The 18,928-nt window shown below is 48.8% G+C and carries 17 protein-coding genes and 3 pseudogenes; 9 read left to right on the plus strand and 11 right to left on the minus strand.

The genetic code is table 11. The features are described from left to right. From BWI93_RS10970 to BWI93_RS10985, 4 genes are all read left to right on the plus strand, one after another. Positions 1-1,160: dihydrolipoamide acetyltransferase family protein (locus BWI93_RS10970; protein WP_141217431.1), on the plus strand; the 1,160-nt coding region annotated here is incomplete at its 5' end. A 160-nt stretch (positions 1,161-1,320) separates the two neighbouring features. After that, complete coding sequence (hslV, locus tag BWI93_RS10975) at positions 1,321-1,866, plus strand: ATP-dependent protease subunit HslV (protein WP_094811199.1); 546 nt, start codon at positions 1,321-1,323, stop codon at positions 1,864-1,866. Between the two features lie 143 nt (positions 1,867-2,009). Next, the gene (locus BWI93_RS10980; RefSeq protein ID WP_141217432.1) at positions 2,010-2,369 is read left to right on the plus strand and encodes a hypothetical protein; all 360 of its coding nucleotides are present in this window, start codon (positions 2,010-2,012) and stop codon (positions 2,367-2,369) included. Positions 2,370-2,388: 19 nt separating this feature from the next. Continuing rightward, positions 2,389-2,805 (plus strand): hypothetical protein, encoded by a 417-nt coding sequence (locus tag BWI93_RS10985; RefSeq protein WP_094811203.1) that lies wholly within the window; start codon positions 2,389-2,391, stop codon positions 2,803-2,805. Positions 2,806-2,835: 30 nt separating this feature from the next. Here the strand turns inward: BWI93_RS10985 and nspC are convergent, their stop codons facing one another. Together nspC and rfaD are read right to left on the minus strand one after the other, a co-directional pair. Then, entirely contained in the window at positions 2,836-3,969 is a 1,134-nt protein-coding gene (gene nspC / locus BWI93_RS10990) for a carboxynorspermidine decarboxylase (RefSeq protein ID WP_094811259.1), read from the minus strand. 133 nt (positions 3,970-4,102) lie between these two features. Continuing rightward, positions 4,103-5,067 (minus strand): annotated as a pseudogene (rfaD, locus tag BWI93_RS10995) (ADP-glyceromanno-heptose 6-epimerase). Positions 5,068-5,419: 352 nt separating this feature from the next. On the opposite strand from rfaD, the gene BWI93_RS11000 reads away from it, so the two are divergent. Both BWI93_RS11000 and lpxB read left to right on the plus strand, forming a co-directional pair. Next, positions 5,420-5,839, plus strand: coding sequence for a 6-carboxytetrahydropterin synthase (locus tag BWI93_RS11000; protein ID WP_094811205.1), 420 nt, complete (start codon positions 5,420-5,422; stop codon positions 5,837-5,839). 141 nt (positions 5,840-5,980) lie between these two features. Then, on the plus strand, positions 5,981-7,087 hold the full coding sequence (lpxB, locus tag BWI93_RS11005; protein ID WP_094811207.1) for a lipid-A-disaccharide synthase: 1,107 nt from the start codon (positions 5,981-5,983) through the stop codon (positions 7,085-7,087). Positions 7,088-7,286: 199 nt separating this feature from the next. Here lpxB and BWI93_RS28705 read toward each other — a convergent pair. The 5 genes and pseudogenes from BWI93_RS28705 to BWI93_RS11030 all read right to left on the minus strand — a co-directional run. Next, a pseudogene (locus BWI93_RS28705) lies at positions 7,287-7,640 on the minus strand (1-acyl-sn-glycerol-3-phosphate acyltransferase); the annotation flags it as partial. 98 nt (positions 7,641-7,738) lie between these two features. Further along, positions 7,739-8,887 (minus strand): site-2 protease family protein, encoded by a 1,149-nt coding sequence (locus BWI93_RS11015; protein ID WP_094811209.1) that lies wholly within the window; start codon positions 8,885-8,887, stop codon positions 7,739-7,741. A gap of 36 nt (positions 8,888-8,923) precedes the next feature. After that, complete coding sequence (locus tag BWI93_RS11020; RefSeq protein WP_094811211.1) at positions 8,924-9,535, minus strand: HAD family phosphatase; 612 nt, start codon at positions 9,533-9,535, stop codon at positions 8,924-8,926. Positions 9,536-9,601: 66 nt separating this feature from the next. Beyond that, entirely contained in the window at positions 9,602-10,555 is a 954-nt protein-coding gene (locus BWI93_RS11025; protein WP_094811213.1) for an acetyl-CoA carboxylase carboxyltransferase subunit alpha, read from the minus strand. A gap of 150 nt (positions 10,556-10,705) precedes the next feature. Next, the gene (locus tag BWI93_RS11030) at positions 10,706-12,124 is read right to left on the minus strand and encodes an MBL fold metallo-hydrolase RNA specificity domain-containing protein (protein WP_094811261.1); all 1,419 of its coding nucleotides are present in this window, start codon (positions 12,122-12,124) and stop codon (positions 10,706-10,708) included. A gap of 294 nt (positions 12,125-12,418) precedes the next feature. Between BWI93_RS11030 and dacB the strand changes: the two genes are divergently transcribed. Beyond that, positions 12,419-13,897 (plus strand): D-alanyl-D-alanine carboxypeptidase/D-alanyl-D-alanine-endopeptidase, encoded by a 1,479-nt coding sequence (gene dacB / locus BWI93_RS11035; protein WP_094811215.1) that lies wholly within the window; start codon positions 12,419-12,421, stop codon positions 13,895-13,897. Positions 13,898-13,940: 43 nt separating this feature from the next. Further along, positions 13,941-14,465: a DUF1003 domain-containing protein gene (locus BWI93_RS11040; protein ID WP_094811217.1), complete on the plus strand. Its 525-nt coding sequence runs from the start codon at positions 13,941-13,943 to the stop codon at positions 14,463-14,465. A gap of 444 nt (positions 14,466-14,909) precedes the next feature. On the opposite strand, the pseudogene BWI93_RS11045 reads toward BWI93_RS11040, so the two are convergent. The 3 genes and pseudogenes from BWI93_RS11045 to BWI93_RS11055 all read right to left on the minus strand — a co-directional run bounded on the left by BWI93_RS11045 (position 14,910) and on the right by BWI93_RS11055 (position 17,952). Further along, positions 14,910-16,198 (minus strand): annotated as a pseudogene (locus tag BWI93_RS11045) (aminopeptidase P N-terminal domain-containing protein). A 52-nt stretch (positions 16,199-16,250) separates the two neighbouring features. After that, complete coding sequence (locus BWI93_RS11050) at positions 16,251-17,015, minus strand: class I SAM-dependent methyltransferase (RefSeq protein ID WP_094811219.1); 765 nt, start codon at positions 17,013-17,015, stop codon at positions 16,251-16,253. A 160-nt stretch (positions 17,016-17,175) separates the two neighbouring features. After that, the gene (locus BWI93_RS11055; protein WP_094811221.1) at positions 17,176-17,952 is read right to left on the minus strand and encodes a DUF1080 domain-containing protein; all 777 of its coding nucleotides are present in this window, start codon (positions 17,950-17,952) and stop codon (positions 17,176-17,178) included. A gap of 167 nt (positions 17,953-18,119) precedes the next feature. Here BWI93_RS11055 and BWI93_RS11060 point away from each other — a divergent pair, with 167 nt between their 5' ends. After that, on the plus strand, positions 18,120-18,524 hold the full coding sequence (locus BWI93_RS11060; protein ID WP_094811223.1) for a hypothetical protein: 405 nt from the start codon (positions 18,120-18,122) through the stop codon (positions 18,522-18,524). Positions 18,525-18,581: 57 nt separating this feature from the next. On the opposite strand, the gene BWI93_RS27755 is transcribed toward BWI93_RS11060, so the two are convergent. After that, positions 18,582-18,728, minus strand: a complete 147-nt coding sequence (locus tag BWI93_RS27755; protein WP_176454194.1) for a hypothetical protein — start codon at positions 18,726-18,728, stop codon at positions 18,582-18,584. Between the last annotated feature and the right edge of the window lie 200 nt (positions 18,729-18,928).

Below are 18,928 nucleotides of genomic sequence, written 5' to 3' on the forward strand. Positions count from 1 at the left end.
CCGATAAAGCCACGATGGAACTGGAAAACTACGAAGACGGTACGCTGTTGTACGTAGGCGTGGAAGCAGGTCAGGCGGCGAAAGTCAACCAGATCATTGCGATTGTAGGCGAAGAAGGAGCCAACTATCAGGCTATTCTCGACGCTGAAAATGGAACGGCTCCCGCGGCTGAAGAAACCAAAGCCGAAGCTCCGGCTGAGGATTCGAAAGAACAGGCGGCTGATGCAACGCAATCCAGCGATGCCGAAGGCCGTATCAAAGCCTCTCCGTTAGCTAAATCCATTGCCAAAGACAAAGGCATCAACCTTTCTGACGTAACGGGTTCCGGTGAAAACGGACGCATCGTGAAGAAAGACCTCGATACCTTTACGCCAGCGGCGAAAGAAGCTTCGGCTCCAGCTGCAGCAGCTCCGGCGGCGGCACCGGCCCAACCGGCCGCTCAGCCACAGAAACCCGTAGCGGTTCCTGAGCCCGCGGGTGAGTACGAAGACCTGCCCGTCTCGTCGATGCGTAAAACCATCGCCCGTCGTCTGTCTGAGTCGCTGTACACGGCTCCGCACTTCTATCTGACGATGGAAATCACGATGGACAAAGCCATCAAGCTGCGTTCGCAGTTGAATGAAATATCGCCCGCGAAAATTTCATTCAATGACTTTACCATCAAGGCCGCGGCTCTGGCTCTGCGGGAGCACCCCGCTGTGAATGCTTCCTGGCTGGGCGATAAAATCCGTCGGTACAAGTACATCAACATTGGTGTAGCGGTAGCAGTGGAAGACGGTCTGGTGGTACCTGTAATCCGCAACTCCGATCAGAAAACGCTTTCGACGATTTCTACCGAAGTGAAAGACTACGCCGGAAAAGCCAAAAACAAAAAGCTTCAGCCGAAAGATATGGAAGGTTCTACCTTCAGTATCTCGAACCTGGGCATGTTCGGCGTTGAAGAATTCAATCCGATCATTAACTCTCCGGACTCCTGTATTCTGGCCGTAGGCGGAATCAAGAAAACCGTAGCGGTGAATGATGCCGGTGAGTTCTACGCTACTAACATCATGAAAGTAACGCTAGCCTGCGATCACCGATCGGTTGACGGAGCAACGGGAGCAGCCTTCCTGCAAACGTTCAAGCAACTCCTCGAAGATCCGATGCGGATGCTGGTATAATGAGTTTTCAGTTTAGGGTTTTCCGTTTTCAGTTAGGAGCTATTGCTAGCAACAGTTGCAGTCGATCATACCTGCAAACGGAAAACTTGAAACAGTCAACTATCGCATAAAGCGGCCCCGGATTTGGATTCGGGGCCGCTTTTTTAACCATGAATAAGCAATGAAAGAAGCAGAAATTCACTCGACAACCGTACTGGGCGTCGTACATAATGGCGAAGTGGTAGTGGGTGCTGATGGGCAGGCTACCATGGGAAATACGGTAGCTAAAGCCAACGTTCGAAAAATCCGGAAATTGTCGGGCGGAAAAATTGTCGCTGGATTCGCGGGTAGTACGGCCGATGCATTCACTCTGATTGAACGCTTTGAGGAAAAGCTCAACGCCTACGGTCAGAATATGAAGCGGGCCGCCATTGAGCTGGCGAAGGATTGGCGTACGGATCGCTACCTCCGAAAGCTGGAAGCCATGCTGATCGTTGCTAATTCGGAGGAGATTCTCATCATCTCCGGTACGGGTGATGTACTGGAACCCGAAAATGGTATTGCTGCCATCGGTTCCGGCTCCAACTTTGCTCAGGCAGCAGCCATTGCATTGAAGAAACACGCGACCAATTTATCAGCTGAAGAAATGGTACGCGAAAGTCTGCACATTGCCGCTGACATCTGTATTTACACGAACCATAACCTGGTGGTGGAAAAAGTAGGATAAACGTACTTGTGCAGTATAAAGGTTTGAAAAATGCCAGCGGAAGCTGGCATTTTTTGTTTAGCTATCCTAGAAAAATACCAGTTCATCCGACAACATTCCAACGATCTTTTCACGAAGGGGGTCTTGTACAAAATGAATGACTCATGAAAAAGATTGGAATACTAGCATTGGTCACACTCCTGATGGGTTGTGAAAAAGAGCAGGCATACGACGCAAGAATCTACGGGAAATGGCGGTTGTTTGAGTACAGCTATTCACCGGGCGATCGCCTGTATACGGTGCCCGTAGCAGCCGATACGGCAGAGATCATTGAGTTTACTCGCAATGAGAACGTGCTGAATTTAGGGAATGTGCCTTCCCAAAAATTTTCGATGGATGATTCCCATCTGATACTGACGAATAAGCAGTCTTACAAATTTGCCTATAAACTCAGTCCGGATACGCTATGGATTATACCGCCTTGTGTGGAGGGCTGCCATACGGCTTACGTACGCATTCGATAAATTATTTAATCAGGAAGCTATGAAAACCTACGTACTCGCAATAACCCTGCTGATCCTGGCAACGGCCTGCCGGAAAGACCCACTGGAAGGAATCGAACGAGCAACTGGAGAAGGTCTTGTAGGAAAGTGGTTGCTGGTTGAACGAGGAGATTGGAATGGAGAATTCTTCACCCACAAAATTCCACTGAATCCTCCCCAGACCTTACGCTTTCAAAAGGATTCCACCGTGGTAGCTACGGGCGTTGAATTGAGAAATTACGCGTCGGTTCGTAGCTATACTATCAACCGTGAATACCTCTACCTTCATCGATCACCCGCTGATACGAGTGCACAATACGGCGGGAACCGGCACGGCTATCGGGTGCGAAATGATACCTTACGGCTCGATCCAATTTGTCAGGAAGGCTGTTCGCTGTGGTTCATTCGAATCCAATAAAAAAGGGGCTCTTAAGCCCCTTTTTTATGATTAGGAAAGTCGGTCCTTATAGCTTTCGTAGCCGTAGCTGCGAACGAGTTCAAAGGTGCCGTCCTCTTTCCAGATACCAATGCTGGGTAAATTCACGCCGTTGAAGGTCGTCGTTTTCACCATGGTGTAGTGAATCATATCGTCGAAAACGATCGTGTCGCCTTCCTGCAAATCCGCGTCGAAACTGTAATCGCCCATGTAATCACCGGCCAGACAGGTACTGCCACCCATGCGGTAGGTAGGTTTACCGGCCACGGGGTCCTGATGAGCCCCGATGATCCGCGGTTTGTAGGGCATTTCCAGGGTGTCGGGCATGTGAGCCGAAAAGGACGTATCCAGCATGGCCACATTGATTCCCTGAGCATCCACTACATCGAGTACGGTTGAAACCAGTACGCCCGTTTGCCAGCCCACGGCCGAACCCGGCTCCATGATAATCTTCAGATGTGGGAACTTGGCTTTAAATGCTTTTAAGACCGAAATCAAATGCTCCGGATCGTAATCGGCCCGCGTAATCAGGTGACCACCGCCCATATTGATCCATTTGACCTGCTGAAGTAAATCACCGAACCGTTGCTCGACGTGTACGAGCGTCCGCTCCAGCGTATGCGAATCGTTCTCGCAAAGGGTATGGAAGTGTAGCCCTTCAATTTCAGCTGGCAGCTGATCGGGGAATACGGCCCGAATGACGCCCAAACGCGAACCCGGCACGCAGGGATTGTACAAATCCGTGGTGACTTCCGAGTACTGCGGATTGATGCGAATACCTACCGATACGCCAGCTGCCGCCGCCTGTTTGCCGAATTTTTCGAATTGACGCCAGGAATTAAAGGTCAAATGCGTAGATCGTTCAATTAGTTCTTCAATCTCATCTTCCCGAATGGCGGGTACGTAGGAGTGAGCCTTCGTTCCCCATTCCTCGTTGATAAGCCGGGCTTCGTTGATACTACTGGCCGTAGCTCCGGCGAGATAATTCCGAAGCATCGGGAACGTACTAAACATCGAAAAGCCTTTCAGGGCACAAATGATTTCTACCCCGGCCTGCTGCTGCACGTAGCGAAGCAACTCCAGGTTACGCTTTAATTTGGCTTCTTCCAGTACAAAACAGGGAGAAGGGATCAGATCATAGTTCATACCGCAAAAATAAATCAGACGTTGAGTAATCGAACCGCCGTCGTTCAATCGGAGTATTAAGTTTTTGTAAACCTCTATAAAATAACGCCTGAAGAAAGTTCTCCAGGCGTCGACTTAAAAGTATTGAGTCGTTTTATACGTAACGTTCGCTCACCAGATAATTCCCTACGTAATCGGCAACGCCTTCTTCCAGCGTGTGGAAGGGCTTTTCATAACCAATGGAACGAAGTTTACTCATGGCTGCTTCCGTGAAGTACTGGTACGTATCGCGAATGTCGATGGGCGTATCGATGAAATCAATCTGGGGTTCCAGGTTCATGGCTTTGAACGTGTTCGTCACCAGATCCAGGAAGGTACGGGCTTTTCCACTACCGAGGTTGTAAATCCCCGAATGCTTGCGGCTGTACATCAGAAAGAGGCAAACTTCTACTACATCTTTCACGTACACAAAATCCCGCATTTGTTCGCCATCCTTGAACTCAGGGTTATGCGAACGGAAAAGCTTCATCTGTCCCGTAGCTTTAATCTGCCGGTGAGCGTGCATAATCACCGAAGCCATGCGGCCTTTGTGATACTCGTTAGGGCCGTATACGTTGAAGAATTTCAAACCCGCCCAGAAGAAGGGTTTTTCTTCCTGCTCTAACGCCCAGATATCAAATTGATTTTTAGAATCTCCGTAGGGGTTAAGAGGCTTAAGCTGAGGGATTAACGTTTCGTTGTCCTCGTAGCCTAATTCACCCAGTCCGTAGGTAGCGGCCGACGAAGCGTATACCAAAGGAATTTGGTAGCTACGCATTTACGCCAGATTTGCTTGGAATAATTAACGTTGAGATGATCAAAAATCTCGTAGTTAAATTCCGTGGTATCCGTGCGGGCACCAATATGAAAAATAAACTCTACTTCATGATAATTCTGATCGAGCCAGTCGAAGAAATGCTCCCGATCAACGTACTCCTGAATCTGTTTATTTTCCAGATTTTTGCGTTTGACAGGATCCGAGAAATCATCAACGGCGATGATAAAGTTGAATTTATCCTGATTTAGCCTTTGGATAAGATTACTTCCAATAAAGCCAGCAGCTCCGGTAACAATAATCATAGATACTCGCAGGGTATGGAGAGATTTCTGATGCGTAAAATATAAGGAAACAAAGGTAGGAGGACTCCCTACGAAAACCTAGTCAAGATTTAATGAATAAATTGTATTTATCTAATAATATCTGCAATGCGTATCGGTATATGAAAAGATAAAATAGTACGTATCCTATAAATGAACATCAAAATTTAACCTTGGCTGACGTATAAACCTACGAAATCCGTCCTGTGGAATCATTAAAAGAGGTTACGTATTAAATCCGTTGAGAAAAGCGTACCTTTGCGGTCTATTTTCAGCGGTGCTAGGTCGTTCCCACCGTGACGGATAGAAACGAGGCTTTAGAACACACTGAACGATGGTATACGTATCAAGAGTAGAACATTTTAACGCGGCTCACCGGGTTTATAATCCGAGTTGGAGCGACGAACAGAACTTTGAAGTATTCGGCCCCTGTGCCAATCCGTACTATCACGGGCATAACTTCGAATTGATTGTAACGGTCAAAGGCATACCGCATCCGGATACTGGTTTTGTGATGGACATGAAACAGCTGGGCAAGATTGTTAAAGAGCAAATTGTCGAGCGGGTCGATCACCGGAATCTGAATCTGGAAGTAGATTTTCTGAAGGATAAAATTCCGACCTGCGAAGTATTCATCATGGAAATCTGGAAGATTCTGGCTCCCGTCGTCGCAGAATTCACGCAGGGCCGCAGCCAGCTCCACAGCCTGAAACTCATCGAAACACCCAAGAATTTTGTAGAGTATTTCGGGTAAAACTAGTTTTCAATTTGCAGTTTACCGTTTTCAGTAATTTAGCTACTGTAATGGGCCAATTCCATTCAATAGTGAGTACGTAGTTTTACTGAAAACGGTAAGTTCCAAACTGAAAACTAGAAATTGAAAACTGTCAACTAAATGAAGTACTTCCTCATTGCCGGCGAACGCTCGGGTGATTTACACGGATCAAACCTGATTAAGGGCATTCGTCAGCACGATGCGTCGGCGATTATCCAATGCTGGGGTGGGGAAGATATGGAGGCAGCCGGAGCCGAATTACTACATCATTACCGCGATTCAGCGTTTATGGGTTTTTGGGAGGTGGCCAAAAATCTGAGTACGATCCGGCGGCAGATGAAGGAATGCAAGGCCCAGATTCTGGCCTTTCAACCCGATGTTCTGATTCTCATTGATTACGCCGGATTCAACCTGCGAATGGCGACTTTTGCCAAACAGCACGGCATCCGGACGTTCTACTACATTTCCCCGAAAGTATGGGCCTGGAATCAGAAGCGAGCACTGAAGATCAAGCGGGTAGTGGATCGCATGTTTTGTATTTTTCCGTTCGAAGTGGACTTTTTTCGGAAGTTCGATTACGAGGTCGATTACGTGGGCAACCCGCTGTTGGATGCCATTGATTCGTTTACGCCCGATCCGGATTTCCGAACTAAGAACCAGCTCGATTCCCGTCCGATCATTGCCTTATTGCCGGGCAGTCGGGTAGAGGAGGTACGCCGGATGTTGCCCAAAATGTTATCGGTACGAAGTCAGTTTCCCGACTATCAATTTGTAGTAGCGAAGGTTTCCAACTTGTCCGAGACGCTGTACGAAACTTCCGTATCGGACGTATCGTTCGTAACCAATGCGTCCTACGATTTACTGACCGTTGCTCACGCGGCTCTGGTTACTTCGGGTACGGCGACGCTGGAAACGGCTTTGTTTAACGTTCCGGAAGTCGTCTGCTACGAGGCCAACGGATTGTCGTATCACATCGCCAAACGCCTGATTCGCGTGCCGTATATTTCGCTGGTGAATCTGATTGCCAATCAGGAAGTCGTCAAAGAATTGATTCAGCACGACCTAACGACCGAACAGATCGCTCAGGAGTTGCAAAAGATTGTGCAGGGAACGAGTCGCGAGAAGATGCTGCGTCAGTACCAGGATCTACACGAAAAAATGGGCGAAACCGGAGCCTCCGAACGAGCGGGTCGCCGCATGGTAGCGTACCTGAAAAATCAGGCCTGAGACAGATAATTGCGTATCCAGGATTTTTCGTTCCGTGTACCGTATCGAAAAAGCGGGCCATGACGATTTTGTCCTGCTCCCAGTTGCCCGTAGGCCAGAATGGTTCGTCAAAGTACACCAGTTTCCGACCATAATCGAAGGCACAGAATACAATCGGTACGTTCGCTCCCAAGGCCATGTAGTAAAAGCCCGTTTTCAGCTCCGTAACATCAGCCCGAGTCCCTTCCGGCGTAATGCAAATCCGAAATTCCTTTTTGCTGTTAAACAGATCGACTACACTGTCGACGAAGTTTTTGGTTCGTCCTCGATCCACGGGATAACCACCCAGTGCCTTCATAAACCAGGCGATCGGTGCAGGTTTGAACAGCTCTTTTTTCCCCAGATAATAAATCCAGGTATCAATGGCGGCCCGTGCTCCAACCCCAACGAAGAAGTCGGTAGAGGTGGCGTGCGGAGCTACCATGAGTACAAACTTAGGTAATATTTTGGGGGAGGGACCAGCAATTTTCCAGCCCGATAAACGAAAAAGGCTTGCGGCGAGCCAACGAAACATTCGTGTTTACAGTTTAGCGTTTACGGTTTTCAGTTGATTGGATAATGACCGTTTGCCGGGAAATTTAATAAAAATCCTTCCTCTTGCTAGGATTTTTATTAATATACTACAAAGGGTTGTGGACTGAAACATACCACAAAAACGGCTAGCGAGAACCAGCCCAAAATCTGACGAGGCAGGCCGATAGGCACTTCGTAATCGGCCGGTGGATGGTGAATACCCAGGAATCGTCCCAGCATGAAAGCAAAGGGTACAAAACCCCGGTAGCCTTCGAGTTGCGGAAAGAAATAACTCAGAACCAGCTGACTGAGTACAATACCCAGAGCCAGGGCAACGACGATCAGCCGATCGTCGTGAATCCGGCTTAGAGCCAGAAACAACATGCCGATATAAGCCAGCAGGTATCCCGCCTGAATGAGAAAGTCATTGGTATCGGCCACCACAAAATCCTGGTACCGGAACCAGCCCAGGCCTGCGTAGAACAGAAATCCCACGAAGATAATCGGGGATATAATCTGGTGAACCCGACGCCCCACGAGTCCGTACAAAATGTGCCCACCATCGAGCTGACCGATGGGGAACAAGTTCAGAGCCGTAAAAAACAGCGATAGATAACCCGCGAACAAAAAGGGGTAATTCACCAGATCGTACTGGTGCGGTACGGTACCAATGGCAACGTATTTCTTGAAAAACCAAAAGAGAAGATTATCCCCCAGGCCTACTGCCCCCCGGCCTTCCATGGCTTGTGGGGTATACACATACTGGGCATAGTTACTGCCGAACTGCCGCCACTCAGGATGTACCGTAAAGATATAATCCGGTGGTGGTAAGTGGGTAAAGCCGTACCAAAGCAGACCCAATGCCACGAAAAAGCCCGCCAGCGGTCCCGCTATGCCGATGTCAAAGTACTGAATATTGGTCTTCACCCGGCTACGGAGCTTGATAAATGCTCCCATGGTACCAATCGTAGTGAAAGGGCCGAGCCAGAGGGGAATGTAGTAGGGTAGTGTAACCTTAACCTTGTTGAGGCGAGCCGTGAAATAATGGCCAAATTCATGTACAGTCAGTACTGCCAGAAAAGGAACTGAAAACGCCAGTCCGCCCAGAATGTCCGAAAGGGTCAAGGGAGGATTGGCGTAAAAAAGAGAAGTTCCGTTCGTCCATTCTGCCCCCGCAATCGTCGTGGTCACAATGGTTAGAACAAATAAAATGAGTTGGGTATATAAACGACGCCGGGTACGGCTCATACAGTCAAGGCTTTCGAGAAATGTGGCTCCGGCGGGTTAGTAATCGAGTAATTTATCAAGTACGGTGCCGAGCGGATTCAACCAGATGGTTTGTATACCAACGGTTGCAGCTGATTCAATATTATCAGCGTTATCGTCAATAAATACACTTTCTTCCGGCAAAAGACCACCCCCTTCCTGGAGGGCGTGACGGTAAAATTCCGGATCGGGTTTCATGAAACCCATTTCGTACGAAAGAAAAGGTTTTTCAAAGAGACTCATGAAATCATAGGCCATGGCGGCGGCTCGCTTCACGATTTCCCGAACGTGAATGGGATTCGTATTACTCAACAGAAATACGCGATACGATTTACGGAGTTCCTGAATGCGATCGAGGCGGGCCTTGGGCATGTCGAGCAACAGCGTACACCAGGCCGTATCGATGGTTTCGTCCGACCAGTCGCTATTGAATTCTTTACGAAGCAACGCTTTAAAATCCGCTTCGTTGATTTTTCCAATCTCAAACTGATGGAAGAACGCTTTTTCGTGAAACAGACGCGTGGCTTCTTCTTCAGAAATACCCGCCAGTTCGGCAAACGCCCGATAGGTGAGAGGAACGTCAATATCAATGATGACATTCCCCATATCGAAAATGAGGTTTTTGATCATAGGAAGAAGAATAGCGATCGGTCTACCTGTGGCGTACCAGAAATACGGTAGACCGATCGCGAAAACTTACTCAACAAACACGCCCATTTTTGAGAATTTCTCAATGCGTTGATTGATCCGTTCTTCGGGTGAAAGAGCCTGTAGGGCAATGAGTCGGTTGATGATTTCTCCTTTGAGAATCTCGGACATCCGGTCGTGGTCGAGGTGAGCACCGCCGAGGGGTTCAGGAATGATTCCATCGACCAGTCCATTGCTACTCATGTCCGTTGCGGTAAGCTTGAGGGCTTCAGCGGCCTGTTCCTTGTAATCCCAGCTCCGCCAGAGGATCGACGAGCAGGATTCCGGAGAGATCACCGAATACCAGGTATTTTCCAGCATCAGTACCTGATCGCCAATGGCAATACCCAGGGCTCCACCGGAAGCTCCTTCGCCAATGACGATACAAATGACGGGTACGGTTAACATGAACATATCCCGAAGATTACGGGCAATGGCTTCACCCTGTCCGCGTTCTTCCGCTTCCAATCCGGGGAACGCACCGGGCGTATCAATAAGCGTAATGATGGGACAGTTGAATTTTTCTGCCATTTTCATCAGACGCAGGGCCTTGCGATAGCCTTCGGGGTTGGGCATACCGAAGTTGCGGTACTGCCGCTCTTTGGTATTACGGCCTTTCTGCTGACCAATGATCATGACGGGGTGACCATCGATATTCGCAAAACCACCCACAATCGCCTTATCATCGGCAACCTGACGATCGCCGTGGATTTCAATAAAATCCGTACAGATCCGGTGTAGGTAATCTTGCGTATACGGACGATCGGGGTGACGCGAAACTTGTACCCGCTGCCAGCGAGTCAGGTTACGAAACGTCTCTTTCTTAAGATCTACTAACTGGTTTTCTAAGACTGCGGTAGCTGCCGAAACATCAAGGTTTTTGTCGGCGGCCAGCCGTTTCATTTCGTCAATTCGGGATTCGAGTTCGGCAATGGGCCGTTCAAAGTCGAGTAATGTTCGCATAAACAAGTTTCTGAGTTCTTATTCGTGAGCCATTGGCCACGTACCCAAAGGTTAGAACACAACAAAAGTAATAAGAAAAGCGGGGTTACGGTGGAAATTAGCATTTTGAGTAACGAATGCCTCGCCGTTCTTTCCGCTTTAGTAAATGATTTATAATTCGAAACTCTCTCCTTTCATGGGAATCCGGACATCGTCGAAACCTTCGTCATTAAGTCGATTGGCAAAGGTTTGCATGGAGGTTTCTTCGCCGTGAATGAGAAAAATCTTTTTAAGTTTCTGCGGCGATTGTTGTTTGACAAAATTTACGAGATCCTGCTGATCACCGTGTCCACTGAAGACATCAATTTTTTCAATTTTTGCCTGAACCGCGTATTCGTTGTCCTTGATTCGTAGCGTATTCTGTCCGTTCAGCAATCGCCAGCCCAGCGTATCTTCGGCGGCGTAACCTACCAGCAGAATCGTACAGTACGGATTGCCGATGTTGGCGGCCACGTGTTGTTCGACCCGGCCACCGGAAACCATGCCCGAAGCTGAAATAATGATACAGGGTTCGTTATGATTGGAGATGGCCCGACTCGCCTTTTCACTTTCGATAAAAGTCAGGTTCTGAAAATCGAACAGACGACCGTGCTTTTGTTTAAAGTCCTGCGATTCGGGATTGAGAAATTTGCTGTGACGATCGTAAACTTTCGTCGTCGAATGAGCCAAGGGGCTGTCGCTAAATACGCGAATCGGTTTAAAACCCTGCTCGGAATACAGGCGATTCAGCGTAAAGAGTAAAGCCTGCGTCCGGCCTACTGAGAAAGCAGGAATAATCAGACGCCCCGGAATATTGATGCAGGTACGGCGAATCACATCGGCCAGAGCTTCCTCGGGGGAACGGTTATCTTCGTGTAAACGGCTACCGTAGGTGCTTTCACAAACCAGATAATCCACCTGCGGTACGGGGCTGGGCTCGACGTGCAGGGGATAATTTTTACGCCCCAGATCACCCGAAAAGCAAATCGATTTTTTCTCTCCTTTTTCTTTCGTTTCCAGAATGATGTGAGCCGCTCCCAGCAGGTGACCTGCCGGAATGAAGGTCAGCCACAGGTTGTCCGTAACCTGGAATTTCTGATTAAACGCGATGGTAACGAAGTTTTCCAGGGAGTCATCGACCTGTTTGTCCAGGTACAGATCGCCCTTTTTTTCGAGGCGGGCCATCCGTTTCTTCTTTTTGTTGGAATCGCCCGTGGCCCGTTGCAGTTTCTTCTGGTTCAGGTGAGCCGCATCCATTAACAGCAGTCGGGAAAGCTCGTAGGTAGGGGTCGTACACAAGACCTGACCTTCGTAGCCGTCGCGGTATAGATTGGGTATATTCCCGGAATGGTCGATGTGAGCGTGGGTGAGCAACACCAGATTCAGGCTTGAAGCGTCAAAGGGGAACAAGGGCTTATTTTCTTCCTCCTCTTCCAGATTTCGCTCCATATTGGTACCACAATCAATCAGAATTCGGTAATTATCCTCCAGCTCCAGTAAATACATACTGCCCGTCACCTGCCGGGCTGCACCCCAAAAAGTTAGTTTCATCGTATCATCATACAGCCACAGCGATCCAGTTTTTGCCGAACCTTCCACCGCTGACTCCTCAGAGGGCGGTGTCCCGATGGTGGGATGGAGGGTTTTAAATCGGAGAAGGAATTCCGCTTGCTGCCTGAAGCATCTTTGGGTAAGATTTCATAGGGCGTACCCTGTTTTCAGGCGGAAAAGCGGTGTACATTCGTGTCGGTCTACACCTGTGGCTTCTTAGTTAGTTGCTAGCAAATCAGGCAAAGCTACCAAAAGAATTACGAAGTTGAGCATCCTACTCCTTGTCAAACACCAATGAATCGCATCTATTTTCTGCTTTTATCGCTGTTTTTTTCTTCCCAGACCTTTGCTCAGAAACCCGATACGCTTGTACGTGATGCTCTCATCCGCCATTTGGATTCACTCCAAACCAGTTTTTTCATGCAACACGGCTTCGTATCCGCCTGTATCAAGTCGACGCGTACGGGTGAAACCGTGCTGGCTTATCAGCATCGCAAGTCCGTACCACCGGCCTCAACGATGAAGCTTATCACTACCGCTACGGCACTGGCGGTACTGAATGAAAACTACACGTATACCACCACGCTCGAAACCGACGGCATCGTCCGCAATGATACCCTGCTGGGAAACCTCTGGATTCGCGGTTCCGGCGATCCCTCGCTGGGCAGTGGTCGATTTAAAAGTACGCCTACACTCTCTGAACTCCTGAAAAGCTGGATGACCGCTCTCCAGGCTAAAAGCATCCGCTACGTGACGGGTCAGGTTATTGGTGACGGTACGCTTTTCGACGAAAATACGATACCCGGCGGTTGGCCCTGGGATGATCTGGGCAACTACTACGGGGCGGGGGTGAGCGGATTGAATGTGAATGAAAACAAATTCCGGGCCGTATTTAAGCCCGGTAGTCAGGTAGGCGATTCGGCCGCTCTGCTGCGAACGGAGCCTGCACTGCCCCGCTACACGCTCATCAACCGGGTACGGACGGATGCTGCCAAAACAGGTGATCAGGTTAATATCTATACGTCACCGCTGGGGACGCAGTATTTTTTGGATGGATTTGTACCCAAAGGTCCGAAGGAATTTGGCGTATCCGGCAGCATTGCCCATCCGGGCCTGTACGCGGCCCAGTCGCTACGGGATTTGTTGGCAGAAAACGGAATCATGACGGGTCAGGAGCCCACAACGGCGTTTGACTACCTGCGTACAAATGCCCGACCGGCTACACGGGATACCCTGAGTGTCGTACAATCACCCGTACTGAAAGACTTAATCACGGAGTGTAACTTTCAGAGTATCAATTTATACGCCGAAGCTTTTCTGAAAACGGTTGGGGTCGCTCTCAATTATGGTAATACCACCGAAGAAGGGGTGCGGGCTTTGCAGGACGTCTGGAAAGCCAAAGGACTGAAATTACCCGGTTTTCGTATCAAGGATGGCAGCGGTCTCTCTCCCCAGAGTGTACTCACCCTGGATAACATGACTGAAATTCTAGCTTATGCAGCCCGAGAGCCGTACTTCGCGGCCTTTTATTCAACGATTGCTATTCTCGGGAAAAACGGTACCGTTAAGAATCTGGGCAGAGGCACCCGAGCTGCTGGTAACGTACGGGCCAAAAGTGGAAGTATTGGCGGCTCTCGAGCCTATGCGGGGTATTTCACTGGTAAAAACGGTGAACAGTACACCTTTGCTCTAAATCTGCAACAGTATGATTCTGATTTCGGTAGTGCCTATCGTGAGTTGGAAAAGCTAATGGTACAAATGGTTGATTTGTAATATTAGTTATTAAAACGATATAGTAACGTTAAAAATTAATAAGATGAATAAGTCGCATCGGCATTTAAAGAACTGGAAACTGGAGGATTCTGCCTCGAATCAGCGATTACTGGAGATGCAGCAACTGGTCCAGCAAACGCTAGGGGATGAGTCGCTGATTACGCAAACGGTAGCGGATACGGAAGCAGAAAGTGAAGAAAGCTGGGGGAACAAAATGGCTGACCGCGTAGCCGAGTTTGGGGGAAGCTGGAAGTTTATCATTGGATTTATGAGCTTTCTTTTGCTCTGGATTATCGTGAACAGCCTGTTTTTGTGGCAAAAACCGTTTGATCCGTATCCCTTCATTTTGCTCAATCTGATTTTGTCCTGCCTGGCAGCTATTCAGGCACCCATTATTATGATGAGTCAGAATCGGCAGGAAGCCAAAGACCGCGAACGGGCCCGCAACGATTACGCCATTAATTTGAAAGCGGAAATTGAAATTCAGCAGTTGCATGAGAAAATGAATTGTCTGCTGGAAGAAGTGCTGGAGATGCGTAAGGAAATGCAGAGTAAGAAAGGTGCATAGCACGCCCACGTGGCAACTAAGCTCTGTTTGTTGAACTTCTTGGAGTTGAGTCTTCGGTAGGGAAGGGTGTGATGAAGTAAGGAGAAACGGGTGCAGGTTTCCCAACCTGTACCCGTTTCCAACTGTCCAGTTATGGCAATAAATGAAAGCATAAAGGCAGGTAAGAACCTGCCTGATTATGGGTACAGGTTAAGAAACCTGCACCAGTGGGGAAGTAAATAAGGTGCTCATGCATTGCATAGGAGGATTGAGTGCGGTTGCAGTACCCCGCATTGCATACGGGGTTAATCAGATTAAACTCCTCCGGGGTTGGATGCTCGAAGGGTGACTAGCGACCTGGGTGGGATAGCACGTTCCCTAACACCGAAGGGTTTAATGCTAATAGCCAGGGGTTGCACCCCTGGAAAACATAAAAAAAGGGAGCGTTTCGGCTCCCTTTTTTGGTTAAGCGTTCATTAACGCTTCAATTTCATCGGCGTCCACTGGAATGTTTGCCATCATATCAATATTACCCGTTTCGGTAATCAAGATATTGTTTTCCAGACGAATACCCAGTTTTTCTTCCGGAATATAAATGCCTGGCTCACAGGTGAATACCATGCCCGCTTCGAAGCGTCGGTATTTGCTGCCTACATCGTGCACGTCCAGTCCGAGGAAGTGGGAAGTGCCGTGCATGAAGTACTTTTTGTACGCGGGCCAGTCGGGGTCCTGGTGGTCAATATCGTGCTGGGTGATGAGTCCGAGGCCTTTCAGCTCGCTTTCCATGATCTTGCCGACTTCCTTGTGGTACTCATCCCATAAGTTACCGGGTACGAGCATAGCCGTTGCTTCCTTCATCACGCGGTGTACCGCCTCGTATACCTCCCGTTGCCGGGGCGTGTAACGGCCCGATACGGGGATCGAGCGAGTCAGGTCGGCGTTGTAATTGGCGTATTCGGCTGCCACGTCCAGCAGAATGACTTCGCCGGCCTGGCACTGCTGGTCATTGGAGAGGTAGTGCAATACGCAGGCATTCGCTCCCGTCGCAATGATGGGTTCGTACGCAAACCCTTTCGAGCGTTGGCGAACAAATTCGTGCAGGAGTTCAGCCTCGATTTCGTACTCCCAAACACCCGGTTTGACAAACTTCAGCAAACGACGGAAGCCGTCTTCCGTAATCCGCATGGCTTCCTGCAACAAGGGAATTTCTTCGCTTTGTTTGATGGCCCGCAGATTGTGCATCAGCGGAGCCAGCCGCTCGATTGGTGTAAAGGGAAGCGTTCCTGATACTGCTTGATGAACCGGGCATCGCGGCTTTCCACGATGATGTCAGCCCGCGTATGTTCATTGGTATTCAGGTAAATATGTTCGGCTTCGAAAATGAGCGTGCGGAGAATGCTGTCGAATTGCCGGGTCCAGTATACGGTCTGAATGCCCGATACTTCCCGAGCGTGTTCTTTGGTGTATTTGTAGCCTTCCCAAACGGCAATGTGTTCGTTCGTTTCCCGCAGGAACAGAATCTCACGGTGTTTTTCGTCGGGAGCATCCGGAAACAGTACGACGATACTTTCTTCCTGATCGATACCCGATACGTAAAAGAGATCATTGTTCTGACGGAACCGCAACGTACCATCGGCGTTGGTCGGTAATACGTCATTGGAATGAAGAATGGCGATCGACTTGGGCTTCAGCAGGGTACTAAGCCGTTGCCGGTTTTTGATAAACAGGGTATTCGGAATCGGATGGTACTTCATACTTTTCAGGTTGTTTACGGGTATGATACGGATACCCGGGGTAGTCTAAAGTTTACTTCTGACAATAATAAATAATCTCCTTACTCGGCAGGGCGTACCGTTCTACCCGTTCGCGAGGCATTTCCAATACAAAGCGGTCTTCAGTAACCTTGAATCCACCCTTGGCCAGCTCCTGACCATAATCCTGTCCGAACAGGCGGAGGTGGTCATTTTGCCAGAAAATACGTTCCCGTTCTTTCGGGTCGGTGATGGTAGGATCTTCGAACGTATGCGGTTTCGACCAGTCCTGCGGTGACTGGATAATCGCCCAGCCGCCGGGTTTCAGTACGCGGTGTAATTCGCGGGTTGCCTGATGATAGTCGTCCACGTGTTCGAGCACGTGATTACAAAACGCAACATCAAAGCTATTGTCGGGGAAAGGAATCTGGTGAATGTCCATTTTGACTTTCGCCAGCGGACTTTCGATGTCGGCGGTGATGTATCCTTCACCGTGTATTTTCTCGAAGCGTTCCATGAAGCAGTGCTCCGGAGCGACGTGCAGTACCCGTTTTTTCCCTTTGAAAAAGTCGGTTCGTTCCTGTAGATACAGGTACATCAGCCGATGCCGTTCCAGAGCCAGACAGTTGGGACACAGGGCATTGGCCCGCGACTGCAAACGGCCGTAGGGGAGAAACCGCCGAAACGTCTGGCCACAAACGGGACATTCTTTATCGGTACCTTTCAGGAAAAACGCCGTGATTTTCAGGGGAATATAACTCACCCGTTGCAAAACGGGCCGGGGAACCGTACGAAGAATAAAGGAAATGAGACGCTTCACTGGAGTAAAGATTACGGAATAAGCGACAAAGATAAACGGCGGCGGACAGATTTAAATCGAAGAGGACAGATTATAGAGCAGAGCCATCAGACGCTGACTTTCCAGAATCTAATGCCTATTCTCTATAATCTGTCCTCTCAAGGTTGTCCGCGGTAGTCGCTTACAGTTCGCGAATCCAGACGTTACGGAAGCTTACCGCATTGCCGTGGTCCTGTAAACTGATTGGGCCTTTACCGTGGGGAACGTTTTTCGGAGCACCGATGTACTCCGTTGAACCCTGAATCTTGGTATGGTTCTGAACGATGACTCCGTTGAAAATAACCGTTACGTACGGAGGCGTTTCCACACCACCATTCTGGTTAAAGCGGGGAGCCGTATAGATGATATCGTACGTATTCCATTCACCCATCGGACGAATGGGGTTGATCATCGGGGGCGTTTGTTTGTAGATCGATCCGGCCTGACCGTTACGGTACGAGCGATTTTTGTAGCTGTTGAGTACCTGTACTTCGTACATCCCCTGCATGAAAATACCGCTGTTCCCTTTACCCTGACTCTTCAGCGTTTCGGGCTCATTGGGTGAACGCCACTCGATGTGCAATTGATAATCCTGGAAATCCTGCTTGGTTGAAATGTTACCCGCTCCTTTCACCACCGAGAAGGCTCCGTCTTTCACTTCCCATTTGGCAGGACTGCCGTCTTTCACGGTAACCCAGTTGTCGAGGTTTTTACCATCAAAGAGAATGATGGCATCCGAGGGGGGCAGGCCATAGGACTGACCGGGCGTAACCGTTGGGATTTCGGGATCCCAGAATTCCGTTTCTTCCGGTTTAACGAGATAGTTTTTCTTGACAGCTCGTTGGTCCTGAGCCGAGGTAAAGCCCAGTGCTGCGACGGATAAGCACAGCGTGAGAGTTAGCTTTTGAGCGATCTGCATTGGTAATATCAAATTTGAAAGTAAGATTGCGACTGAAAATTACGTGATGTTAGCGGGTGTACAGCTACTTTTTGAAAAAAAAGGATTTTTTAGCGTAATTCTAGTACTTCACCCCCCAAACTATACGGCTCTTTTCAGGGTTGTATTTTAAAGAACCTGTACGAACTATGAAAATTGTTGAATATAAAAAAGCTCCGGGCCGGAAGATCGTTAAACGCATGAGTTTGCAGACCAAATCCACGCTGTTATCGATTGTGAGCCTGATTGTATTTGTCTACGGCATCATTGTGCTGGCGAAAGCCGTATGGCTAGAGTCTACCAACGAAGTCTTTAATCGCTGGTTTCTTCTGGGCATTTACGCGATTGCCCTCGTGGTTGGCGGAATGATTATGTACGGCAATGCCCTGCAAATGCGGGTACGGGTAGATACGCGGAAGGAAATGCGTCGGTTTTTTCGGAAAAATCGCCGGGAGCTGGCTCATCGGAAAGAAGCGGCGGCTAAAAAGCAAAAGCCTAAAGAGGAGAAATCCCACAAAGAGAAGGAAAAAGAAAACCCCGCTAAATCCATTTAGCGGGGTTTCAATGCATCAATAGAAAGGCAGAATAGGCAAGAATGCCCGAACTGCCAATTATTTCTGTTCGAAAGAAGCTTTGATGGCTTCAACATCTACTTTCTTGATCGTCGGCTTCAGCGTGAGGCGTTTGATCGTAGCGATGCGGTTGTTAGCGATAGACTTGTTTCTGCGGTCTTTACGCTTCAGTTGTGATACACCCATGATTTTGTTCAGTTTGGTATGACTGGTCACCGATTCGAGTAATCCAGGAATACCAGATACTCATACTCAGAACCTCAAAATGAGCCGCAAAAATACTTGTTTTTATCCACAAATCAAGTAAAGAGTCGTTTAAAAATGAAGGAATTTTAAACGAATCCCCCTCGCTTCGGGCTTTGAATGCTATTTTTGTGGCCCAGGAT

This window comes from Siphonobacter sp. BAB-5385 (assembly GCF_002261125.1).
In the GTDB taxonomy this organism is placed as follows: domain Bacteria; phylum Bacteroidota; class Bacteroidia; order Cytophagales; family Spirosomataceae; genus Siphonobacter.